The following is an 18,519-nucleotide window of genomic DNA, read 5'->3' on the forward strand; positions in this document are numbered from 1 at the left end:
ACTACATCGCGCGACTCGATGGGTGAATCGAAATTTATCGAACACTATAAACATATCGATAACAGCATGTCAGACGCGATCCCTGATGAAAGAGACCAGACGGTTCAGAAATCCTGTCGGACGCTCTTCGCTGAACTCGATGTCGCCAAAAGGACGCTCCGCCGAAGCCGCCCAGGTCAGCAGACCGAGGGTGGTGGAAAAGCTGGCCGTCGAGCAGGCGTCAGGCAGACCGATGACGTTATGCGGGCGGCCAAGCCGGACATGACGGTTCAGAACCCGGGCCGCAACGGACCCTACCCCATCCAGCAGAGAACCGCCGCCGGACAGGATCACGCGTCCGTCCGCAAGATGCCCCAGGCCGGCATTGTCGAGACGGTCCCGCACCAGTTCAAAGGTTTCCTCGATTCTCGGGCGGATGATATCGCCGAGCATCGCACGGGGAATGGCGTCGAAAGTCGGCATGTCCGCATTCTGACGCTCGATACGGATGGTGACGCCATCATTGTCGGCTGAAAGATCGGCATGACCGTGCATTGTCTTGAGGCGTTCGGCGTTGTCAGTCGATGTTCCCAGACCGCGGGCGATGTCACGGGTGACATGTTCACCGCCGATTCCGATCTGGGCGGTATGCAGAAGCTGACCTTCCGCAAAAACCGCAAGAGACGTGGTGCCCCCGCCCATCTCGATCACGGTGGTCCCCACCATCCGCTGGTCCGCATTGGTGACAGCCAGACCGGCGGCCAGGGGAGCTGACACCAGGGCGTCAAGCTTCAGCTCCGCCCGCCCCAGCAGCGCGTCCAGAGTCCGCAGCGCCGTCGAGGAGGCGTCGATCACATGCAGCCGGGCACGAAGCTGCTCGCACAGATGCCCGCGAGGATCGGTCACGCCATCCGTCTCATCGACCGCAAAATCAAGAGGCAGTGTGTGGATGACCGCACGCCCCTCCGACTGCGCTTTCATCCGGCCTTCCGTGACGATCCTGCGAATATCGGCATCCGTGATTTCGCGTCCACCGATCGGCCAGTGCACATTGAACAGGAGGCTTTCCGGATGACCGCAGGACAGGTTGACGACAACCTTGTCCAGCGACCGTTCGGCTTCACGCTCCGCATTCCCGACGACGTGCCGGATGATGGCTTCGGCTGCCTTCAGATCGACAATCGCACCGTTTTTGACGCCGTTGGAACGCAGCCAGCCATGGCCCAGTACCCGCAGTTTGCCGTTGGGTTCGCCCTTGCCGATCAGGCAGGTGATCTTGGTCGAGCCAATGTCCAGAACACCCACCAGCCCGCTGCGCCATACCCGTTGCTCGGGTTTGCCTTCAGCGAGATTCAGCAGACTGCCGGACGAATCCTGTGCGTCAGAGCGATTCTGCCCGTGAGAGCGTGCTGCCTTGCCGGGAACCAGGGCTCTGGAGGACTGTCCGGAAACGATCAGATCGCTCATGCTGGAAGAGCTCCCCCGTTATTGTGGGCATGTTCGTTGTCATCGTGGGAGGATGAAGGGCGGCTGTCACCCTCTTCCAGATATTTTGCTTTCTTCGCAGGAACCACCGTCGGGGCGGGTGGGTCCTCGTGGGTCGCCGGAGCCTGTGGCTGTCCACCGGATTTCTCTGTATGATCCTGAGTCTCAGGCGCAACAGTGTCGGAAGCGGCCGGAGCAGGGGCTGGACGCTCACGAATAGTCAGGCGATCCGGCAGTCGCAGGTCGATGATTTCCACCGGACGGTCCAGCAGGTCAAATCGTTTCTGAAGCTCTTCCAGACGGGTCAGCGCCTGAGGCTCCGCCGCTTCCGGCAGGTACACCGAGGCTCCGTTCTTCAGCATCAGTGTCCAGCGTCGAAGATTGACCAGCGTGGCCGCCGTCACATGCGTCTTCACGTCCGGTGCTTTTGCCAGGGCGTCCAGAAGTTCCGCCGCGGCCTGATCAGCGCCTTCTCCGACAACGAGAGGAAGCGCCATGAACGCTTTCGCGTCCCTGCTGGTCATACCCTTGTCCGGAACCGGATTTCCGTTCCGGTCAATGGGTACGAACTGACCCTTGTGCTGCCAGATGGCGAAAGGGGGACGCTCCGTGAGATGCACCACGATCAGCCCGGAAAAGCGGCGTCCTACCGTCGCGTTTTCGACAAAGGGAAGATCGTTCAGCCGGTCACGGGCGGCCTTGACGTCGAAGCCCAGCATAGGATCTCCAACCGAAATGCCCAGCGCCTCGCGGATGGCTGTCGGGCTGGAGAGATTCTCTCCCTCGATCCGGATTTCCTTCACCTTGAGCGGGATCTGCGCCTCGATCTTCGTCTTCAGCGGGCCAAGCAGGCTCTGGGCGCCATGCATGGACAGAAACGCCCATGCGCCGGTGCCGAGCATGCCCGCTACAATGAGAAATTTCAGCTTTCCCTTGTGACGCCGGAGAAACATGGCGATCGCCGACGGACGATCCGCCCGGTTCGTATGGCGGAAACGATCGCCGCTCCCTGCTTCGCGACGTTCCGGAGAAGGCGAAGACGGTCGCTTCATCGGCGCGCGACGTCCGCCCGACGGAGGGCGTCCTGCACCAGACGGTCGCAGAGTTCGGAATAGGAAATGCCGCAATAGGCCGCCTGCTCCGGCAGAAGCGATGTCGGCGTCATGCCGGGCTGGGTGTTGACTTCCAGCAGGATGATCTGCCCGCGCCCGTCGCCGGACGTGTCGTCATAACGGAAGTCAGAGCGTGACGCCCCGGAGCAGCCGAGCGCCTTGTGCGCCGCGACGGCGAGTTCACAGGCACGGGCGAAATCATCGGCATGGATGTCCGCAGGCAGCACGTGACGACTGCCGCCCACGCCGTATTTCGCGGCGTAGTCGTAAAAGTCGTGGCCTGATTCGGCATTGGGAGTGATGTCGGTCACGGTCAGGGCGCGCGGGCCGTCCGGGTCGCCGTCAAGGACGCCGACTGTGATCTCGCGACCGGGAACATACCGCTCCACGAGCGCCACGGGACCGTAACGCCATTCCTCGACAACATGCGCACGCTGATTGGTGTTGCGAACGATGGACACACCGACCGATGACCCTTCGTCGAGCGGTTTCACCACGTAGGGCAGCGGCAGGGGATCATGCTCCGCCAGTTCGCTGATGGAAACGGCACGTCCTTCGGCCACAGGCAGCCCTGCCGTGATGAAAATCTGCCGGGACGCTTCCTTGTCCATGGCGTTGGCCGAGGCACGGAGACCAGAATGTGTATAGGGCAGGCCAAGCCACTCCAGCACGCCCTGAATGGCCCCGTCCTCACCGAAGCGGCCGTGCAGCGCATTGAACACGGCAGCAGGTTTCTGTTCCGTCAGACCGGCAACAACGGCCGCCAGATCACGGGTGACATCGAGCGCCAGCGCGTCATAACCGGCCTCTTTCAGGGCGGCGACAACACCGTTACCGGATGACAGGCTGACCTCGCGTTCCGCTGAAGCCCCGCCCATCAGAACCGTGATCCGGCCCTTGCTCCGCCCTTGATCTTTCTGTGGCGCGCTCATGCCGCCTCTCCCTTTGTCTCGGGGGCTTTCAGCCCGATGCGCTTGATTTCCCACTGAAGGTTTACACCGGATTTCTCAAGCACGCGTTTGCGGACTTCTTCGCCCAGAACTTCAAGATCAGCGGCTGTCGCATTGCCGGTGTTGAGCATGAAGTTGCAGTGCTTCTCGCTGATCTGCGCGCCGCCGATGGTCAGTCCACGACAGCCCGCCGCATCCACAAGCTGCCACGCCTTCATGTCGCTTATGTCCGGAGAAGGATTGCGGAACGTGGAGCCGCCGGTCCGCGCCCGCACCGGTTGCGAACCTTCACGGGCAGTGCGGATTTCCGCGATGCGGCCAGAGACGACGCCCTGTTCTGTCGGTACGCCACGCAGGCGCGCCCTGACCACGACAGCACCGTCCGGCAGGGCGGAACGGCGATAGCCGAACCGGAGCGCGGAGGCTTCAAGATGCAGCAGGGTGCCGTCGCGGGAGACAATCTCGGCCCAGTCCAGAACCGCCGCCATGTCGGACCCGTAAGCGCCCGCGTTCATGCGGACCGCGCCGCCAATGGAGCCGGGAATACCTGCGAGAAACTCAAGTCCGCCCAGACCTTTGGCGGCAGAAGTCTCGGCCACTGTTGCATCGAGTGCGGCGCCACCCACGATCAGGCCGTTGCCGTCAACTTCGATACCCGCAAAAGCGCCGCCCAGCCGGATCACCAGACCGGGGATGCCACCGTCACGGATGATGACGTTGGAACAGGCTCCCAGCGTCGTCACCGGGATTTCCGGCGAAAGACGCTGCATGGCTGCGACAAGGTCATCGGTGTCAGCAGGCTGGAACAGACACTCCGCCGGACCGCCGACGCGGAACCAGCTTCGTGCGCCGAGCGGCTGGTTGACGGACACGCGTCCCCGCACATCGCCAAGCGACGCGGCGATGGTCCCGCCTGCTGTCAGGTGCGAAGAGACGGGGATGTTGTCGGTCATGCCGCGCCTTTCTGCTTGGCCTGAAGCGCGAGAAGTTCGCCCGGCAGCGCATGCGCCCAGTTGGTGATGGTGCCCGCGCCGAGGCAGACGACGTAATCGCCCGGCTTGGCCATGGCGTTGACCATCTCCGCGAGATGCGCCGGATCGGTCAGCGGCACGACCGAGCGGTGGCCACGCTCACGGAGACCCTCGACCAGCCTGTCACGGTTGAAGCCCTCGATCGGCTCTTCGCCAGCGGCGTAGACATCGGACACGATGACGGTGTCGGCGTCGTTCATGCAGGTGCAGAACTCGTTGAACAGCATCTGCAGGCGGGAATAACGGTGCGGCTGCATGACGGCGATGACCTGACGCGCTCCAGCCTGTCGTGCTGCTTTCAGCACCGCAGCGATCTCGACCGGATGATGGCCGTAATCGTCGATGACAGTGATACCGTTCGCCTCGCCGCAACGGGTGAAGCGACGCTTGACGCCCCGGAAAGAAGCCAGTCCCGAACGGATGGTGGCGTCGTCGATGTCCATCTCTGTCGCGACAGCGATCGCGGCCAGCGCGTTCTGCACATTGTGGTTGCCCAGCATCGGCAGGCGGAAGGGACCGGCCTTGCGGGTACGGCGACGGGTGCGATCTGTGATCTGCACTTCAAAGGTCGCGCCAAGCTTGTCGGTGATGACCTTCTCGGCCCGCACGTCGGCCTGCGGCGAGAAACCGTAGGTGACGACGCGATGATCCGAAAGGCGTGGGATCATCTGCTGGACGGCCGGATGGTCGATGCAGAGAACGGCAAACCCATAGAACGGCACGTTGGAGACGAACTGGTCGTAACCCGCTTCCATTGCTTCCGCCGTGCCCCAGTGATCGAGATGCTCCGGGTCCATGTTGGTCACGACGGAGATCACGGAAGGCAGGCGCAGGAAGGAGCCGTCGCTCTCGTCGGCTTCCACCACCATCCACTCGCCTTTACCCATGCGGGTGTTGGTGCCGTACGCTTCGATAATGCCGCCATTGATGACGGTCGGGTCGAGCTTGGAGGCTTCCAGAACGGCGGCGATCAGGCTGGTCGTGGTCGTCTTGCCGTGCGTGCCACCGACAGCGACGGACCAGCGCAGGCGCATCAGTTCAGCGAGCATTTCTGCGCGACGCACGACCGGAATCAGGTGCGAACGGGCGGCTACGACTTCCGGATTGTCGCGCTTGACGGCTGTGGAAATAACCACGACCTGCGCCTGTCCGAGATTGGCGGCGTCATGACCGATGGTGACGGAAATGCCGAGAGCCCGGAGGCGCTGGACGTTCGCGCCGTCGTTCATGTCCGAGCCCTGAACGACATAGCCGAGCATGTGGAGCACTTCGGCGATACCCGACATGCCGATGCCGCCGATACCGACGAAATGAATGGTACCGATTGTCAGCGGCAGGGCTCTCATGATCTGGACTCCACAGTCGTGGCGGCGTGTCCCGAAAAAGGCTCGGAAGACGCAGGGGAAGGGGGAAACGGGGAGGAATAGCGTCCACCGGACCCGTGATGCAAGGTCGTCTCGACGAGATCGGCCAGACGTTCCGCCGCGTCAGGGCGGCCCAGTTTTGCGGCTGCGGACGCGGCGGCGGTGAGGATGCCCGTGTCAGTCAGCATCATGGCCAGCAGGGGCGTCAGCACCTCCACGGTGAAAGCAGGCTGCCGGAAAACCCACGCCGCTCCCACATTTTCAAGAGCCTGAGCGTTGGCGGTCTGTTCGTCACTCGCGGCGACTGGCAGCGGCACGAGGATGGAGGGACGTCCAGCTACTTCCAGTTCCGCAACCGATGAGCCGCCAGCGCGTCCGATCACCAGATGGGCCTGCCGCATGAGTTCGGCCACATTCGGGAAGAAGGGCGCAAGCGTGGCGGCGATGCCAAAGGATTCATAAGCGGTGCGAACGCGCTCAAGATCCTCCGCACGGACCTGCTGCGTGACCTGCAACCGTTCACGGATCGCCAGTGGGAGAGCCGCCAGAGCATCGGGGACAATGTCGGAGAAGACCCGTGCGCCGAGTGAGCCGCCCCAGATCAGGAGACGGATGAGGTCATGGGGCGGTTCGTAGTTCTCTCCAGCAAGAGCTGCGATGGCGGGACGCACCGGCATGCCGGTCAGAGCGACATGAGCGCCCGAAGGCAGACCTTTGACTTCCCCGAAAGAGGTGCCGATCCCATCCGCAAAGCGGGCGAGAAAGGCGTTTGCCTTGCCCAGAACGGCATTGCCTTCATGCAGGATGATCTTCGGGCGTGAGGAGCCCGGCAGCAGACGTGCGCCGAGCAGGGGCGGGACGGAGGGGTAGCCGCCGAACCCGACCACGGCGGCGGGGCGCAGCTTCGCCATGATGCTCCGGGCTTCATTCGCGCCGCGCAGGAGAGCCAGCCCGCCCCTGAGCGCCCGGATCGGTCCACGTCCTGCGACGCCCGCGCCCGGCAGGATGAACTGCTCCGCCGTGGCGAAGACGCCGGAGGTGCGTTTTCCGGCGCGCGCGTCGGTCATCAGGGCGACGCGGCAGCCGCGTCCGACCAGCACATCGGCGAGCGCCTCGGCAGGGAAGAAATGGCCGCCGGTGCCGCCCGCTGCAATGACGATGGGACCGGTCGGGGAAAGATTTGCCTGCGTCGTCATGTCGCTGTTTTCCATGTGCCCCGGGTGGTTTCCGTCAGTGAGCGGCCGAGTCTGCTCTGCCCCACGCGCTGTCGCGTCAACGCCAGCACCATGCCGATGGCCAGCGAGATCGAGAGCGCCGAAGAACCGCCATAGGAAATGAACGGCAGTGTCATGCCCTTGGTCGGAATGAGATGCAGCGTGGAGGCCATGTTGACGAACGCCTGTAGTCCGAAGCCGGTGACAAGTCCGGCTGTCGCCATGATGAGAAACGGATCGTCATCCCGCAGCAGTTTCAGAAGCGCACGGATGACGATGGTGGCGAACACGGCGATGATGAACAGGCAGATCAGCAGGCCATATTCCTCGCCCGCCACGGCGAACACGAAGTCGGCGTGAGCGTCAGGCAGCAGATCCTTGACGCGGCCTTCACCCGGTCCGCGCCCGAGCAGGCCGCCATTGCCGAAAGCGCGCAGGGCGGTGTCGATCTGGTAGTGATCTCCCACGTCCGGATGCAGGAAGCGTTCCACGCGGGAATGCACGTGCGGGAACAGGAAGAAGGCCGCGATACCAGCCGCGATCATGATGCCGACGCCGCCCGCGACCAGAATAAGGTTAAGCCCATCCACGAAAAGCTGGGCCAGAAACACGGTGGACACGACGGTGAGCATCCCGATATCCGGCTGGGATTTCAGCAGGATCAGAATGACCGCGTAACAGGCCAGAGCCAGCAGCATGCCGGGAAAATGGCGCACTTCATGCCGTTTGGCCAGCAGCCACGCCGTCATCACGGCGAAGCATGGCTTGAGAAATTCGGATGGCTGCACGGACATCATCGGCAGGGCGATCCAGCGACGCGCGCCCTTGATCTCGATGCCATGCACCAGCGTCATCGCCGTCGCCGCGATGGCGATAACGCCCCCGATAAAGCCGAGCCGGATCACGCCCTTGCGCGAGAGCATCGACACGGCGATGGTCAGGCATCCGGCAAGCGTCAGGAAGAACACCTGTTTGAAGATGAACATGTTGCGGGAAGCGCCGATACGCACCGCAACCGCAGGACTGGCGGCGAGCATCAGGATATAGCCGAAGCCGATCAGGATCCCCACGCAGGCCAGCGTGACATGATCGACGCTGCGCCACCAGCGCCCGAGAGCCGAATTGTCGATGCGGGAAAACCGGGCCATCAGGCGTGATCCTTCAGCGCATGCACCAGTGCGGCGAAGCGCAGGCCGCGCGCCTCGAACCCTGGGAACTGATCGAAACTGGCGCAGGCCGGGGAGAGCAGCACCACTTCGGCGTCCTGCGTTTCGGCGGCGTGTCGGGCGGCGGGAACGGCATGTTCCAGATCACCCACAATTTCGTAGGGCACGTTATGCGCGGCCAGTGTTTCCGCCAGCATCGGGGCATCCTTGCCGATCAGGAAGGCTCTGGCGATCCGGGAGAAATACGGAACGAGATCGGAAATTCCGCCTGCCTTGGCCAGCCCACCCGCAATCCAGACGATCCTGCCGTAGCAGCCGAGCGCCCGGGCAGCCGCGTCGGCATTGGTCGCCTTGCTGTCATCCACATAGGACACGCCATTGATGTCGGCGACATGCTTCTGCCGATGCGCCAGCCCGGCGAACCCTCCGATCCCGCTGGCCAGATTGTCGGAGGCGACACCGAGGCGCAGCGCCATGGCGAGCGCCGCGCAGGCGTTCTCGGCATTATGCGCGCCGGGCAACGTCGCGCCGGGGCGCGCAATGACCATGCCGTGGCTGACGACAGCGCCTTCATGCAGGTGAAAATCAGCCGTCCCATCGTCCAGACCGGAAACGGTCTCGACGGAGATGTCCCGCTCTTTCAGGCTGGCGGCGATGTCGCGGCACCATGCGTCGCCATTGCCGATGACGGCCAGATCGGAGCCGGTCATCCTGTCGAAGATATGCGTCTTGGCTGCGGCATAGCCCGCCATGTCGCCATGCCGGTCGAGATGGTCCGGTGTGAGATTGAGCAGGCAGGCCGTGTCGAAATGCAGGGTCGCCAGCCGTTCCAGCATGTAGGACGACATTTCCAGCACATACACGCCATTGTCCGGCAAAAGCGGCAGGGACAGTGAGGCGGGACCAAGATTGCCGCCCTCAGCAACCGGCAGTCCGGCATGACGCAGCAGATGGGCCAGCAGGGCGGTGGTCGTGGACTTGCCGTTCGTGCCGGTGACGCCCGCAAACAGCGCCTTCGATCCGCTCTTGCGAACCGCCTGAAACAGCAGGTCGGCGTCCGAGAGAATCGGTATGCCGGCGGCTTTGGCCATGGCCGCGACCGGATGCACGGTCGGCAGGAAATGCGGGATGCCTGGCGACATGACCAGCGCATCAAATCCATCCAGATTCTCGAACGGCGCGACGGTCAGTGTGCCGGAAGAGATCTGCCATCCTGCAAGCGCCGCCCGTCCGGCCTCGCCATCATCCCACGCCTGCACGGCAGCGCCCATGTTCACCAGAGCCTTTGCAGCGGGCGCGCCGTTGCGGCCCAGCCCGAGCACCGCAAAACGGTGGCCAGCGAACAGATCGGCAGGGAATGAGGATTGGGCGGGCAACGGAGCGGACAAGGCGGGGTCTCCTAGCGCAGTTTCAGCGTGGCGAGGCCGAACAGCCCCAGCACGACGGAGACGATCCAGAACCGGACGACGATCTTCGGCTCCTGCCAGCCTTTCTTTTCAAAGTGATGATGCAGCGGGGCCATCAGGAACACACGGCGCTTGGTGCGCTTGTACCAGAAGACCTGAATCACCACGGACAGCGTCTCGACCACAAACAGGCCACCAACGATGCACAGCACCAGTTCATGCTTGGTGGCGACCGCTACGGCGCCCAGCGCACCGCCGAGAGACAGCGAGCCGGTATCACCCATGAACACGGAGGCGGGCGGGGCATTGAACCAGAGAAAACCCAGTCCCGCGCCGACCAGCGCCGCACAGAAAATGGCGAGTTCACCCGTTCCCGGAACCGCGTGAAGCTGGAGATAGTCGGCAAAGACGTGATTGCCGACCAGATAGGCGATCAGGGCGAATACCAGCGAGGCGATCACAACGGGGACCGTCGCCAGCCCGTCCAGTCCGTCCGTGAAATTCACGGCGTTGCCGAAACCGGCGATTGTCACCATCGCGAAGATCGGGAAGGCGATGCCGAGTGGCAGCAGGAAATCTTTTACGAACGGAAAGGCAAGATGGTTGGCCAGTTCAGACGGCATCATCTGCTGCATCCACCAGCCTGCGATCAGAGACGCGCCAAATTCGCAGGTGAGACGGGCCTTCTTGGACACACCATCCGTGTTGCGGCGGGAAAGCTTGAGGTAGTCATCCGCGAAGCCGATCGCGCCGAATGCGGCCGTGACGAACAGCACCGCCCAGACGAACCCGTTCTGAAGATCGGCCCAGAGCAGCGTCGAAACAAACAGCGCAATCAGGATCAGGATGCCGCCCATCGTCGGCGTTCCGGCTTTCTCCAGAATGTGGCGTTCCGGACCGAGCGCGCGGATGGGCTGCCCTTCACGCTGGATACGCTTGAGTTCCCGGATCACCGGATTGCCGAGCAGCAGGGCGATGGCGAGAGCAGTCAGGCAGGCCCCGCCAGCGCGGAAGGTGAGATAGCGGAACAGGTTGAGGAACGTCGTGTGACCGTGCGCGTGATGGGCGACCAGCAGATACAGCATCTCAGACGTTCTCCGCTTTCAGCGCATCCACCACAGTTTTCATCCGGCTGCCAAAGCTGCCCTTGACCAGCACGGCGTCACCGGGTTGCAGGGTCGCCCGCACGAGCGGCGCAAGCGCCGTGGAGGTCTCCTCCCAGCTTCCCCGACGGGAAGAGGGCAGGGCGTCAAACAGGTCTTTCATGTGCGGTCCACAACAGAATACAAGATCGGCCGCGGCGCTGACCGCAGGCTCAAGGGAGAGATGTTCCTCGTGCGCGAAGTCACCCAGTTCGCGGATGTCTCCCAACACGGCAACGCGGCGTTTTGCCGGCAGAAGGGCGAGCACGCCAAGGGCGGCTCTGATCGACAGGACGGAAGCGTTGTAGCTCTCATCCAGCAGGAGAGCCTCACCGTCGAGGATGGGAGACGCCGCGCCACGTCCCGTGCCGGGGGTGAAACCTGCGAGAGCCACAGCCGCCCGGCTGAGCTCCGGGCCGCCGCCATGCAGGGCCGCGACGACCGCCAGAGTGGACAGCGCATTGCGGGCGAGATGTTCGCCGGGCGCGCGGATGTCGACGGGCACGGCTGTCCCCGCCACATGGGCGACAAACCGGCTGCCGTCACCGGAAAGCTCAAGGTCAGTGATGCGCGCTGTGCTGGTCCCGGTAAAACCGGACTGCCAGAGAATGACGCCAGAAGCCTGCGCGACGTCAGTAAAGATCGGCTGACCTTCCGCATCATCAGGCACGATGGCGATGCCGCCGCGTGGGAGAGCCGTGATGATCGACGCCTTTTCCTGTGCGATGGCTTCCAGACTGCCCATATGCCCAAGATGCGCCGAGCCGATCGTGGAAATGACAGCCACATCGGGCCGTACCAGTTCCGCCAGTGGAGCGATCTCGCCGGGATGGTTCATGCCGATTTCACTGACGCAGAACACGGCGTCGCGCGGCAGGCGGGCCAGTGTGAGAGGCACGCCCCAGTGATTGTTGTAGGACGCGGCGGACGCATGGGTCTTGCCCAGTGCGCCGAGCGCCACCCGCAGCATTTCCTTGGTCGTGGTTTTCCCGACGCTTCCCGTCACGGCGACGACATCGCCTGTGAAGCGGGCGCGCGCCGCGCGGGCCAGATCCCACAGCCCGACCATGGTGTCGCCGACAATCAGCAGACGCGGGTCAGCGGGATCGACACCTTCCAGCTCGTCCGTGCGATGCACAAGAACCGCCGCCGCACCCTTGTCCAGCGCCAGCGCGACGTGAGTATGGCCGTCCGAATTCTCTCCCAGCAGGGCGATGAACAGGTCGCCCGTCTCAAGGGTGCGGGTGTCGATCGACACACCGGAAGCCGTGATGGCGCGACCATCTCCAGAGCCGAAGCGTCCCCCAGTGAAGCGCCCTTGGGTTGCGGCAGCCAGTTCCTCGCCTGTCCAGAGAATGCTCACAGTCCTGCCGCCAGATCTTTCACGACGCTCACATCGTCGAACGGTTGCACGACATTGCCGATGATCTGGCCCTGCTCGTGACCCTTGCCTGCGACCAGCAGCACGTCACCCGGCTGAAGCTGATGCAGCGCCTCGCCAATGGCTTTTCTGCGATCCGGGATTTCGATGACTTCCTTGGGGGCTCCGGCCAGAATATCGCGCCGGATGTCGGCTGCGTCCTCGCTGCGTGGATTGTCGTCCGTGACGAACACCACATCCGCCCGCTGTGTGGCTTCCTGCGCCATCAGCGGCCTCTTGCCCTTGTCACGATCGCCTCCTGCTCCGAACAGGATCAGCAGGCGACCTTTGACGTGAGGGCGCAGGCTGTCCAGCGCCCGCGCCAGCGCATCGGGGGTGTGGGCGTAATCGACATACACGGATGCCCCGTTGGACAGCATGACGGCCTGTTCCATGCGTCCCCGCACGCCGCGCAGTGTTGGCAGCAGGGTCAGGGCTTCTTCCATATCGGCTCTGTCCGGTCCCGCCAGAGCGACGGCGAGCAGGGCGTTATCCACCTGAAAGCGTCCCGGCAGAGGTAAGGTTACGTCCCTTTCCTTCCTACCGATCTCAAGTCGCAGAAGCTGATGCCCGTTCGGTAACGCCTTGTGCGCCACAAGACGGATCGTGTTGCCCTTGCGTCCCACCAGTCGCAGATCAAGGTCACGACGGCGCTGGATATCGCGCAGGGCGTCGAGCGTGTCTTCATCCATGTCGGCATTGGCCGCCGCAAGACCGCCGCCGGGGAGAAGTGTGTCGAACAGGCGCAGCTTGGCCGTGCGATAGGCTTCCAGAGAGCCGTGATAATCAAGATGATCGCGGGTGAGATTGGTGAAGCCGGCAGCGGCGATCTTCACCCCGTCCAGACGGCGCTGGTCCAGACCGTGGGAGGACGCTTCCATCGCCACATCCGTCACGCCGCGTTCGCGAAGTGCGGCCAGCGCCCTGGCCAGCGTCACAGGGTCCGGCGTGGTGAGGGAGGGGATAGGGAAAGGCAGCTCAACCGGAGAGATCAGCCCCAGCGTCCCGAAGCTCGCGGAACTGCGGCCCATGCCCTGCCAGATCTGACGCAGGAAATCGACGGTGCTGGTTTTCCCGTTCGTGCCGGTGACGGCGACGATATGCTCCGGCTGCGGACCGGCGAGGGTCGCGGCCAGAATGGCGAGTGACCGGCGCGGCGTCTTCGTGACAGCCGTGGGCACCTGACCGTCTACAGCCTGCCCACTGTCCGGCACGAGAATGGCGGAGGCGCCAGCAGCCAGCGCGTCGGGAATATAGATGCTGCCGTCTTCCTGCGTACCCGGAAGCGCCACAAACAGGGAACCGGGCTGAACCTGCCGGCTGTCTGCTGTAATGGACGTAATCTCGGGGTCACTGGCTGCGGGTTGAGCAGAAGCCAGACCGGACTGGGAGAGAAGAGAAGAAAGTTTCATGATCTATCCCTGTCCGCCTTCCTGCTGAGGACTGTTCTGTCTGTTCGCCGCGTGTTTCATGGTGTTCGCATCGTCGGCTTTCAGCGACTTCTTTTTCCCGGCTTCGTCAGCCTGTTTTTCATCGGCGGCACGTCTTGGATCACCGGGATCATTGCCGGGGCCGAGCGGTCTTACACCTCTTGGCGGAGAAGGTCGCATGGGAATGGAGAGCGCCGCGTCAATCTCGGGTTCGTGAGCCGTGTCAGGGAAGACCTCCAGCATCGGACCAATGCGGGAGATGATCCTGGCAACCGTAGGGGCCGCGTTCCATGCGGCTGTCGTCCAGCCATGCGTCGCGGTTGTGCCTTTGGGACTGTCCAGCATGACATAGACGGCATAATGCGGTGCGTTCATGGGAAAAATGCTGGTGAAAGCTGCAATGTTCACATGCTTGAGGTAGCCGCCATGCGGACCGATCTTCTCGGCGGTGCCGGTTTTACCGCCGACAAAATAGCCCGGCACTTCCGCGGTCTTGCCTGTGCCGAACTTGACGTCCAGACGCAGGATTTTGCGAAGCGTCGCGGAAATTTCGGGAGAAAAGACCCGCTGTCCTTCCGGGACAACCGGTTTGTCGACGGTCTCGGTCTCGGTTCCGTCCACGGACGCCTCTGAAAGCGCATTCCGGGTATCCGGTCCGCCTGAAATGGACGGGCCGGACGCCATGTCAGGCGTGCTCTGGGCGTTGGCGTCCTCGTCACGCGCCAGAAGGGTCGGCTTGATCAGAATGCCGCCATTCACCGTCGCCGCCGTGCCGCGCACGATGGCGAGCGGCGGTTCAGCCACGCCATGGCCGAACCCGACGGTCATCACGGTTGAAATGCCCCAGTTCCGGCGCGCGGGGATGATCGGGTGACCGGCTTCCGGCAGTTCGACCGGAACCGGCGCGAAGAAGCCCATCCCCCTGAGCCAGTCCTGCTGTCTCTGCGCCCCGACATCCAGCGCGATATGGGCGGCGGCGGGGTTGGACGAGAACGCCATGACTTCCGGCAGGGAGAGCCAGGGAGCGAAATGATCGGTCTTCATGTCGGCGATGGTGAACCGGCCGATATGAATGGGGATGGAGGAGAAGCGGTCCCAGATGTGGGCGACGCCCAACTGGAGCGCCATGGCGGCAGTCTGGAGCTTGAAGGTGGAGCCGGGCTCGTACATGCCCGTCACGGCGCGGTTGAAACGGGCGTCGCCGGGCGCGTGGGCGAAATCGTTGGCGTCGTAATCTGGCAGGCTGACCATGGCGATGATTTCGCCGCTGTTGACGTCCATGACGATGGCGCAGGCTCCGATGGCCTCGAACGTCTGCATGGCGGCGGCGAGTTCCTCACGCGCCACGCCCTGAACGCGCACGTCGAGCGAGGTCTTCAGGGGAGTCTTGTCGCTGATCAGACGTTTGTCGAAATAACGCTCGACGCCGGCAATCCCGTGATCGTCAATATCCACGCTGCCGAGGATCTGGGCGGCTACCTGTCCCTGCGGGTAATGGCGGCGCTCACCGGCTTCGAAGTAAATACCGGGAATGCCGAAATTGTTGATCGCCAGTTCCTGCTGCAACGTGATGTTGCGCGCCAGATAAACGAACTGTTTCGCCATCGAGAGACGTCTGACCGTCTCCTCCTCATCCATCTGCGGCAGAACGGATTTGAGTTTCTTCGCGACGTCCTGCGGGTCGATCAGTTCACGGGGATTGGCGTAAAGCTGGGCGACCGGCAGCGAGACGGCCAGCACCTGGTTGTTGCGGTCAACAATCATGGCGCGTCTGACCTGCGGCATGCTCAGCGTGCTGGTCAGAGTGCTTTTGGGGTCGATCTTGGGAATGTCCGGCACCTGTGGACGCAACTGCCGCGCTTCCGGCGCCATGGGAGAGATGATTGTGGCGAAGGTGGCTTTGAGCGCCACCGTGCCGAACAGCAGACAGAATCCTGCTGCGACTCCGAGTAGCCGGACATGCATCCGCTCCAGATGCGCCCGTTCACGCAGATCTGCGCTCGTGACCCGGACATCCTGTGGAGGATGTTCGTGATCTGATGCGGAAGAATCAGGTGGTGGCGACTGGCGAGGCATGAGGGGCGGCGTATCCTCGAGGGCCCGGAAACATGTGAAAAAACGTGTGCCGGAATGAAGAGCTGAAAAAGAGTCTGTGCCGGTCAGGCCGGCACGAGACATTTAGAACAATAAACTGTGGCCTTAGTTTGAAACAGGCATCGGCGGGGGCAGTCCCCCTCCGATCGCCGATCGTCCAAGCAATGACCCGCTATAGGTTGCGCGGGCCTCCACATAGCGCGGAGCCGCTGCCGGACGCCATGCCGCAACAGTAGTTACAGGCGAGGAAAATGCCGGAGAGTGGCGCTGTGCGTCACCGAGAGCCACACGTGTCGTCGCGGCATGATGTGTTGCGTGCGTTGTGTCGGTCAGGTCTGTCGCCTCATGCGTGGCGACATGGCGTGTCACACCGCTGTCGGCGACAACTGTATGGGCTGCGGCGTGGTGAACCGTCGCTGTCTCGGATTTTTCACCCAGCGCCAGAGCCAGCGCATCGGTCGATGTCGAGGCAGTGGAGGCTGCATGATGCTGGCTTTTGTGCGCACCAGCCTGTGGGGCGTCAGACAGGGCCAGCGTCTGGGGTTTCGGGCTCTCACCCGTCAGCCTGCGCAGTTCGGTCGTCGTGTGGGCGTCCGTCATGCGCGCGTCATGCGCGTGGGTTGGAAGAGCAGGTGTGTCGGCCTTGGCCAGAACAACAGGTGCTTTCCTGACGGAAGTTTCCGCAACGACCGACGGCGCCGGTTTCACGACGGTATCCCGAACGTGGTCATGTTCCGGAGCACTGTTGGCTGCCATGGCGACCGGCGCGACGCTACGGGATTCTGATGGCGCGGTCGGTGCAACAGGCGCATCGGCGCGGGCTACGACCGCATCATGAACGCTCTCGACGGATGGCAGATGCTGCCTGAGGTCGCTCATGCGGACGAACTGCTTCGGCTCCATCGGTTTCAGACTGGAGTCAAAACGGGCGGCGAGGTGGTTCAGGCGGTCAGGCTGGTTGAGGAGCGCCCACTGCGTCTGCAGCACGGCCGTCTGCTGACGGATATGCTGCGTATCGCCAACAATTCTTGAAATCTGCTGATCCAGAACGGTCGTCTGATGTTTCTTGGTGTAGAGGTACATTCCCGACGAACCGGCCAGCAGCGCGCAGAAGAAAGTAAAGGGCCTGAACATCAGACTGTTCCTCTGTCGGAAGATTTCACGGAGCCAGCGCCGACATTCGCCATAGGCTTCGCATGCAAGGTTTCTGAACCGGCGCCATCATCTGACGATCCCAGCCGGATAAGGGCGCGGAGCCTGGCGCTTCGTGCCCGTGGGTTGCGCCGACATTCCTCGTCTGAAGGCTTCATCGCCTTGCGGAACATGAGGTTGAACGACACGGCTTTCTGTCCGCGACTCATGGAGCGCGGGTCATGGCGCGACAGGCCGGGTTCCTGACCCGCCGCCGCCGCCATGACACGTTTCACAATACGGTCTTCCAGAGAGTGGAAAGAGACCACGACCAGTCGGCCACCCGGAGAGAGAAGGGCGAGCGCCTGTTCCAGTCCGCGTTCGATTTCCCCGAGCTCGTCATTGACCGCGATCCGCAGCCCCTGAAAACTGCGTGTCGCGGCGTCGATGCCGGATTTGTCAGACGGCACGACGGAGCGGATGACTTCAGCCAACTGAAGGGTTGTGGTCAGTTCAGCGCTTTTACGGGCTTCCACGACAGTGCGCGCCACGCGGCGCGCATGTCGCTCCTCTCCATAATAATGGAAGATGTCGGCCAGTTCGGCTTCGGACGCCTTGTTCACGATATCCGCTGCTGAACGACCGGCTTTTCCCATCCGCATGTCCAGAGGACCATCGTGCCGGAAGGAGAAGCCGCGCTCGGCCTCGTCGATCTGAAAGGAAGAGACGCCAAGATCAAGCATGACGCCATCGACATGATCTGCCCCGGCCGCACGCAGCATATCCTGCATTGTGCCGAAACCACCGTGCAGCATCCGCAGGCGCGGCGCGCCATCCGGGTTTTCTCCCCACACGCGGGCAAGCGCTTCGCCGCGCGTAATGGCGTCGGGATCGCGGTCGATGCCCCAGACCACACAGTTTGCGGCTGACAGAACGGCATTTGTGTATCCGCCACCGCCAAAGGTGCCGTCCACATAGACCTCGCCCTCTCGGGGAGCGAGAATCTCAACGACCTCGGTCCGCATGACCGGGACATGGCCGGGATCGTAATCCGGAGGGGCGGTAACGGGGGAGTTCATCGCGTTCATGCCACCCCTCCCGTCTCGCCGTTGCGATTGCCCGGCAGGGTGACGCGGCGGGAACGGAGCCGCGCTTCAGCCCGGCGCTGTTCCGCGGCCTGAGGCTCCCATATCTGGAAGATGCGCCCGAGTCCCATGAAAGCCACGCTGTCGGAAAGACCGGCATGTTCTCTCAGGAAATCGGGAATGATGATCCGGCCTTCACGATCAGAATCCATCGGATAGGCGTCGGCGTATAGCGCCGCTGCGAGGTCGTCATGTTCGTCTGAAAACATGTCGAGTCTGTCGAGCGGCTGCGCCAGAGAAGCAAAAGCGGCAGATGGCCACGCTTCAATGCAGGGCTGGGTATGGGAGGGGCGCAGAACCATCAGAGCCTCTCCTTCCACCGTCTGATTGCGCAGGACCGTGCGAAACCCGGCTGGAATCGAAACGCGCCCCTTGGCGTCGATTCGATTCTGGTGTGTGCCGAGAAACACGCTCACCGGGTGAGAAATCCTTCATGCGCAGGGTTACGGC

General features: G+C 63.1%; 15 protein-coding genes. All 15 read right to left on the bottom strand.

Annotated features, from left to right (window positions below; all coding sequences use genetic code 11):
• Positions 1–69: 69 nt before the first annotated feature.
• Entirely contained in the window at positions 70–1,446 is a 1,377-nt protein-coding gene (gene ftsA / locus A0U92_RS04005; RefSeq protein WP_077812098.1) for a cell division protein FtsA, read from the bottom strand.
• Positions 1,443–2,516: a cell division protein FtsQ/DivIB gene (locus A0U92_RS04010; RefSeq protein WP_077812099.1), complete on the bottom strand. Its 1,074-nt coding sequence runs from the start codon at positions 2,514–2,516 to the stop codon at positions 1,443–1,445. Before A0U92_RS04010 ends, ftsA begins: the two co-directional genes overlap by 4 nt.
• The gene (locus A0U92_RS04015; RefSeq protein WP_077812100.1) at positions 2,513–3,508 is read right to left on the bottom strand and encodes a D-alanine--D-alanine ligase; all 996 of its coding nucleotides are present in this window, start codon (positions 3,506–3,508) and stop codon (positions 2,513–2,515) included. Before A0U92_RS04015 ends, A0U92_RS04010 begins: the two co-directional genes overlap by 4 nt.
• A complete protein-coding gene (gene murB / locus A0U92_RS04020; protein WP_077812101.1) occupies positions 3,505–4,479 on the bottom strand; it encodes a UDP-N-acetylmuramate dehydrogenase in 975 nt (324 codons plus the stop codon). Before murB ends, A0U92_RS04015 begins: the two co-directional genes overlap by 4 nt.
• Complete coding sequence (murC, locus tag A0U92_RS04025; protein ID WP_077812102.1) at positions 4,476–5,903, bottom strand: UDP-N-acetylmuramate--L-alanine ligase; 1,428 nt, start codon at positions 5,901–5,903, stop codon at positions 4,476–4,478. Before murC ends, murB begins: the two co-directional genes overlap by 4 nt.
• The gene (gene murG, locus A0U92_RS04030) at positions 5,900–7,132 is read right to left on the bottom strand and encodes an undecaprenyldiphospho-muramoylpentapeptide beta-N-acetylglucosaminyltransferase (RefSeq protein ID WP_077812103.1); all 1,233 of its coding nucleotides are present in this window, start codon (positions 7,130–7,132) and stop codon (positions 5,900–5,902) included. Before murG ends, murC begins: the two co-directional genes overlap by 4 nt.
• Complete coding sequence (locus tag A0U92_RS04035; RefSeq protein ID WP_077812104.1) at positions 7,114–8,283, bottom strand: FtsW/RodA/SpoVE family cell cycle protein; 1,170 nt, start codon at positions 8,281–8,283, stop codon at positions 7,114–7,116. Before A0U92_RS04035 ends, murG begins: the two co-directional genes overlap by 19 nt.
• A complete protein-coding gene (gene murD / locus A0U92_RS04040; protein WP_077812105.1) occupies positions 8,283–9,677 on the bottom strand; it encodes a UDP-N-acetylmuramoyl-L-alanine--D-glutamate ligase in 1,395 nt (464 codons plus the stop codon). Before murD ends, A0U92_RS04035 begins: the two co-directional genes overlap by 1 nt.
• A gap of 23 nt (positions 9,678–9,700) precedes the next feature.
• Positions 9,701–10,792: a phospho-N-acetylmuramoyl-pentapeptide-transferase gene (gene mraY / locus A0U92_RS04045; protein WP_077812106.1), complete on the bottom strand. Its 1,092-nt coding sequence runs from the start codon at positions 10,790–10,792 to the stop codon at positions 9,701–9,703.
• 1 nt (position 10,793) lies between these two features.
• Positions 10,794–12,212, bottom strand: coding sequence for a UDP-N-acetylmuramoyl-tripeptide--D-alanyl-D-alanine ligase (locus A0U92_RS04050; protein ID WP_077812107.1), 1,419 nt, complete (start codon positions 12,210–12,212; stop codon positions 10,794–10,796).
• Positions 12,209–13,681, bottom strand: coding sequence for a UDP-N-acetylmuramoyl-L-alanyl-D-glutamate--2,6-diaminopimelate ligase (locus A0U92_RS04055; RefSeq protein ID WP_077812108.1), 1,473 nt, complete (start codon positions 13,679–13,681; stop codon positions 12,209–12,211). The genes A0U92_RS04050 and A0U92_RS04055 overlap by 4 nt, the downstream gene beginning before the upstream one ends.
• A gap of 3 nt (positions 13,682–13,684) precedes the next feature.
• Positions 13,685–15,664: a peptidoglycan D,D-transpeptidase FtsI family protein gene (locus A0U92_RS04060; protein WP_077814242.1), complete on the bottom strand. Its 1,980-nt coding sequence runs from the start codon at positions 15,662–15,664 to the stop codon at positions 13,685–13,687.
• A 234-nt stretch (positions 15,665–15,898) separates the two neighbouring features.
• On the bottom strand, positions 15,899–16,927 hold the full coding sequence (ftsL, locus tag A0U92_RS04065) for a cell division protein FtsL (RefSeq protein WP_077812109.1): 1,029 nt from the start codon (positions 16,925–16,927) through the stop codon (positions 15,899–15,901).
• Positions 16,927–18,012 carry a 16S rRNA (cytosine(1402)-N(4))-methyltransferase RsmH gene (gene rsmH, locus A0U92_RS04070; RefSeq protein WP_077812110.1) on the bottom strand — a complete coding sequence of 362 codons (1,086 nt, stop codon included), beginning with the start codon at positions 18,010–18,012 and terminating at the stop codon, positions 16,927–16,929. Before rsmH ends, ftsL begins: the two co-directional genes overlap by 1 nt.
• Positions 18,009–18,485, bottom strand: coding sequence for a division/cell wall cluster transcriptional repressor MraZ (gene mraZ, locus A0U92_RS04075; RefSeq protein ID WP_077812111.1), 477 nt, complete (start codon positions 18,483–18,485; stop codon positions 18,009–18,011). The genes rsmH and mraZ overlap by 4 nt, the downstream gene beginning before the upstream one ends.
• Positions 18,486–18,519: the final 34 nt, after the last annotated feature.

This window comes from Acetobacter aceti, assembly GCF_002005445.1.
GTDB lineage: Bacteria > Pseudomonadota > Alphaproteobacteria > Acetobacterales > Acetobacteraceae > Acetobacter > Acetobacter aceti_B.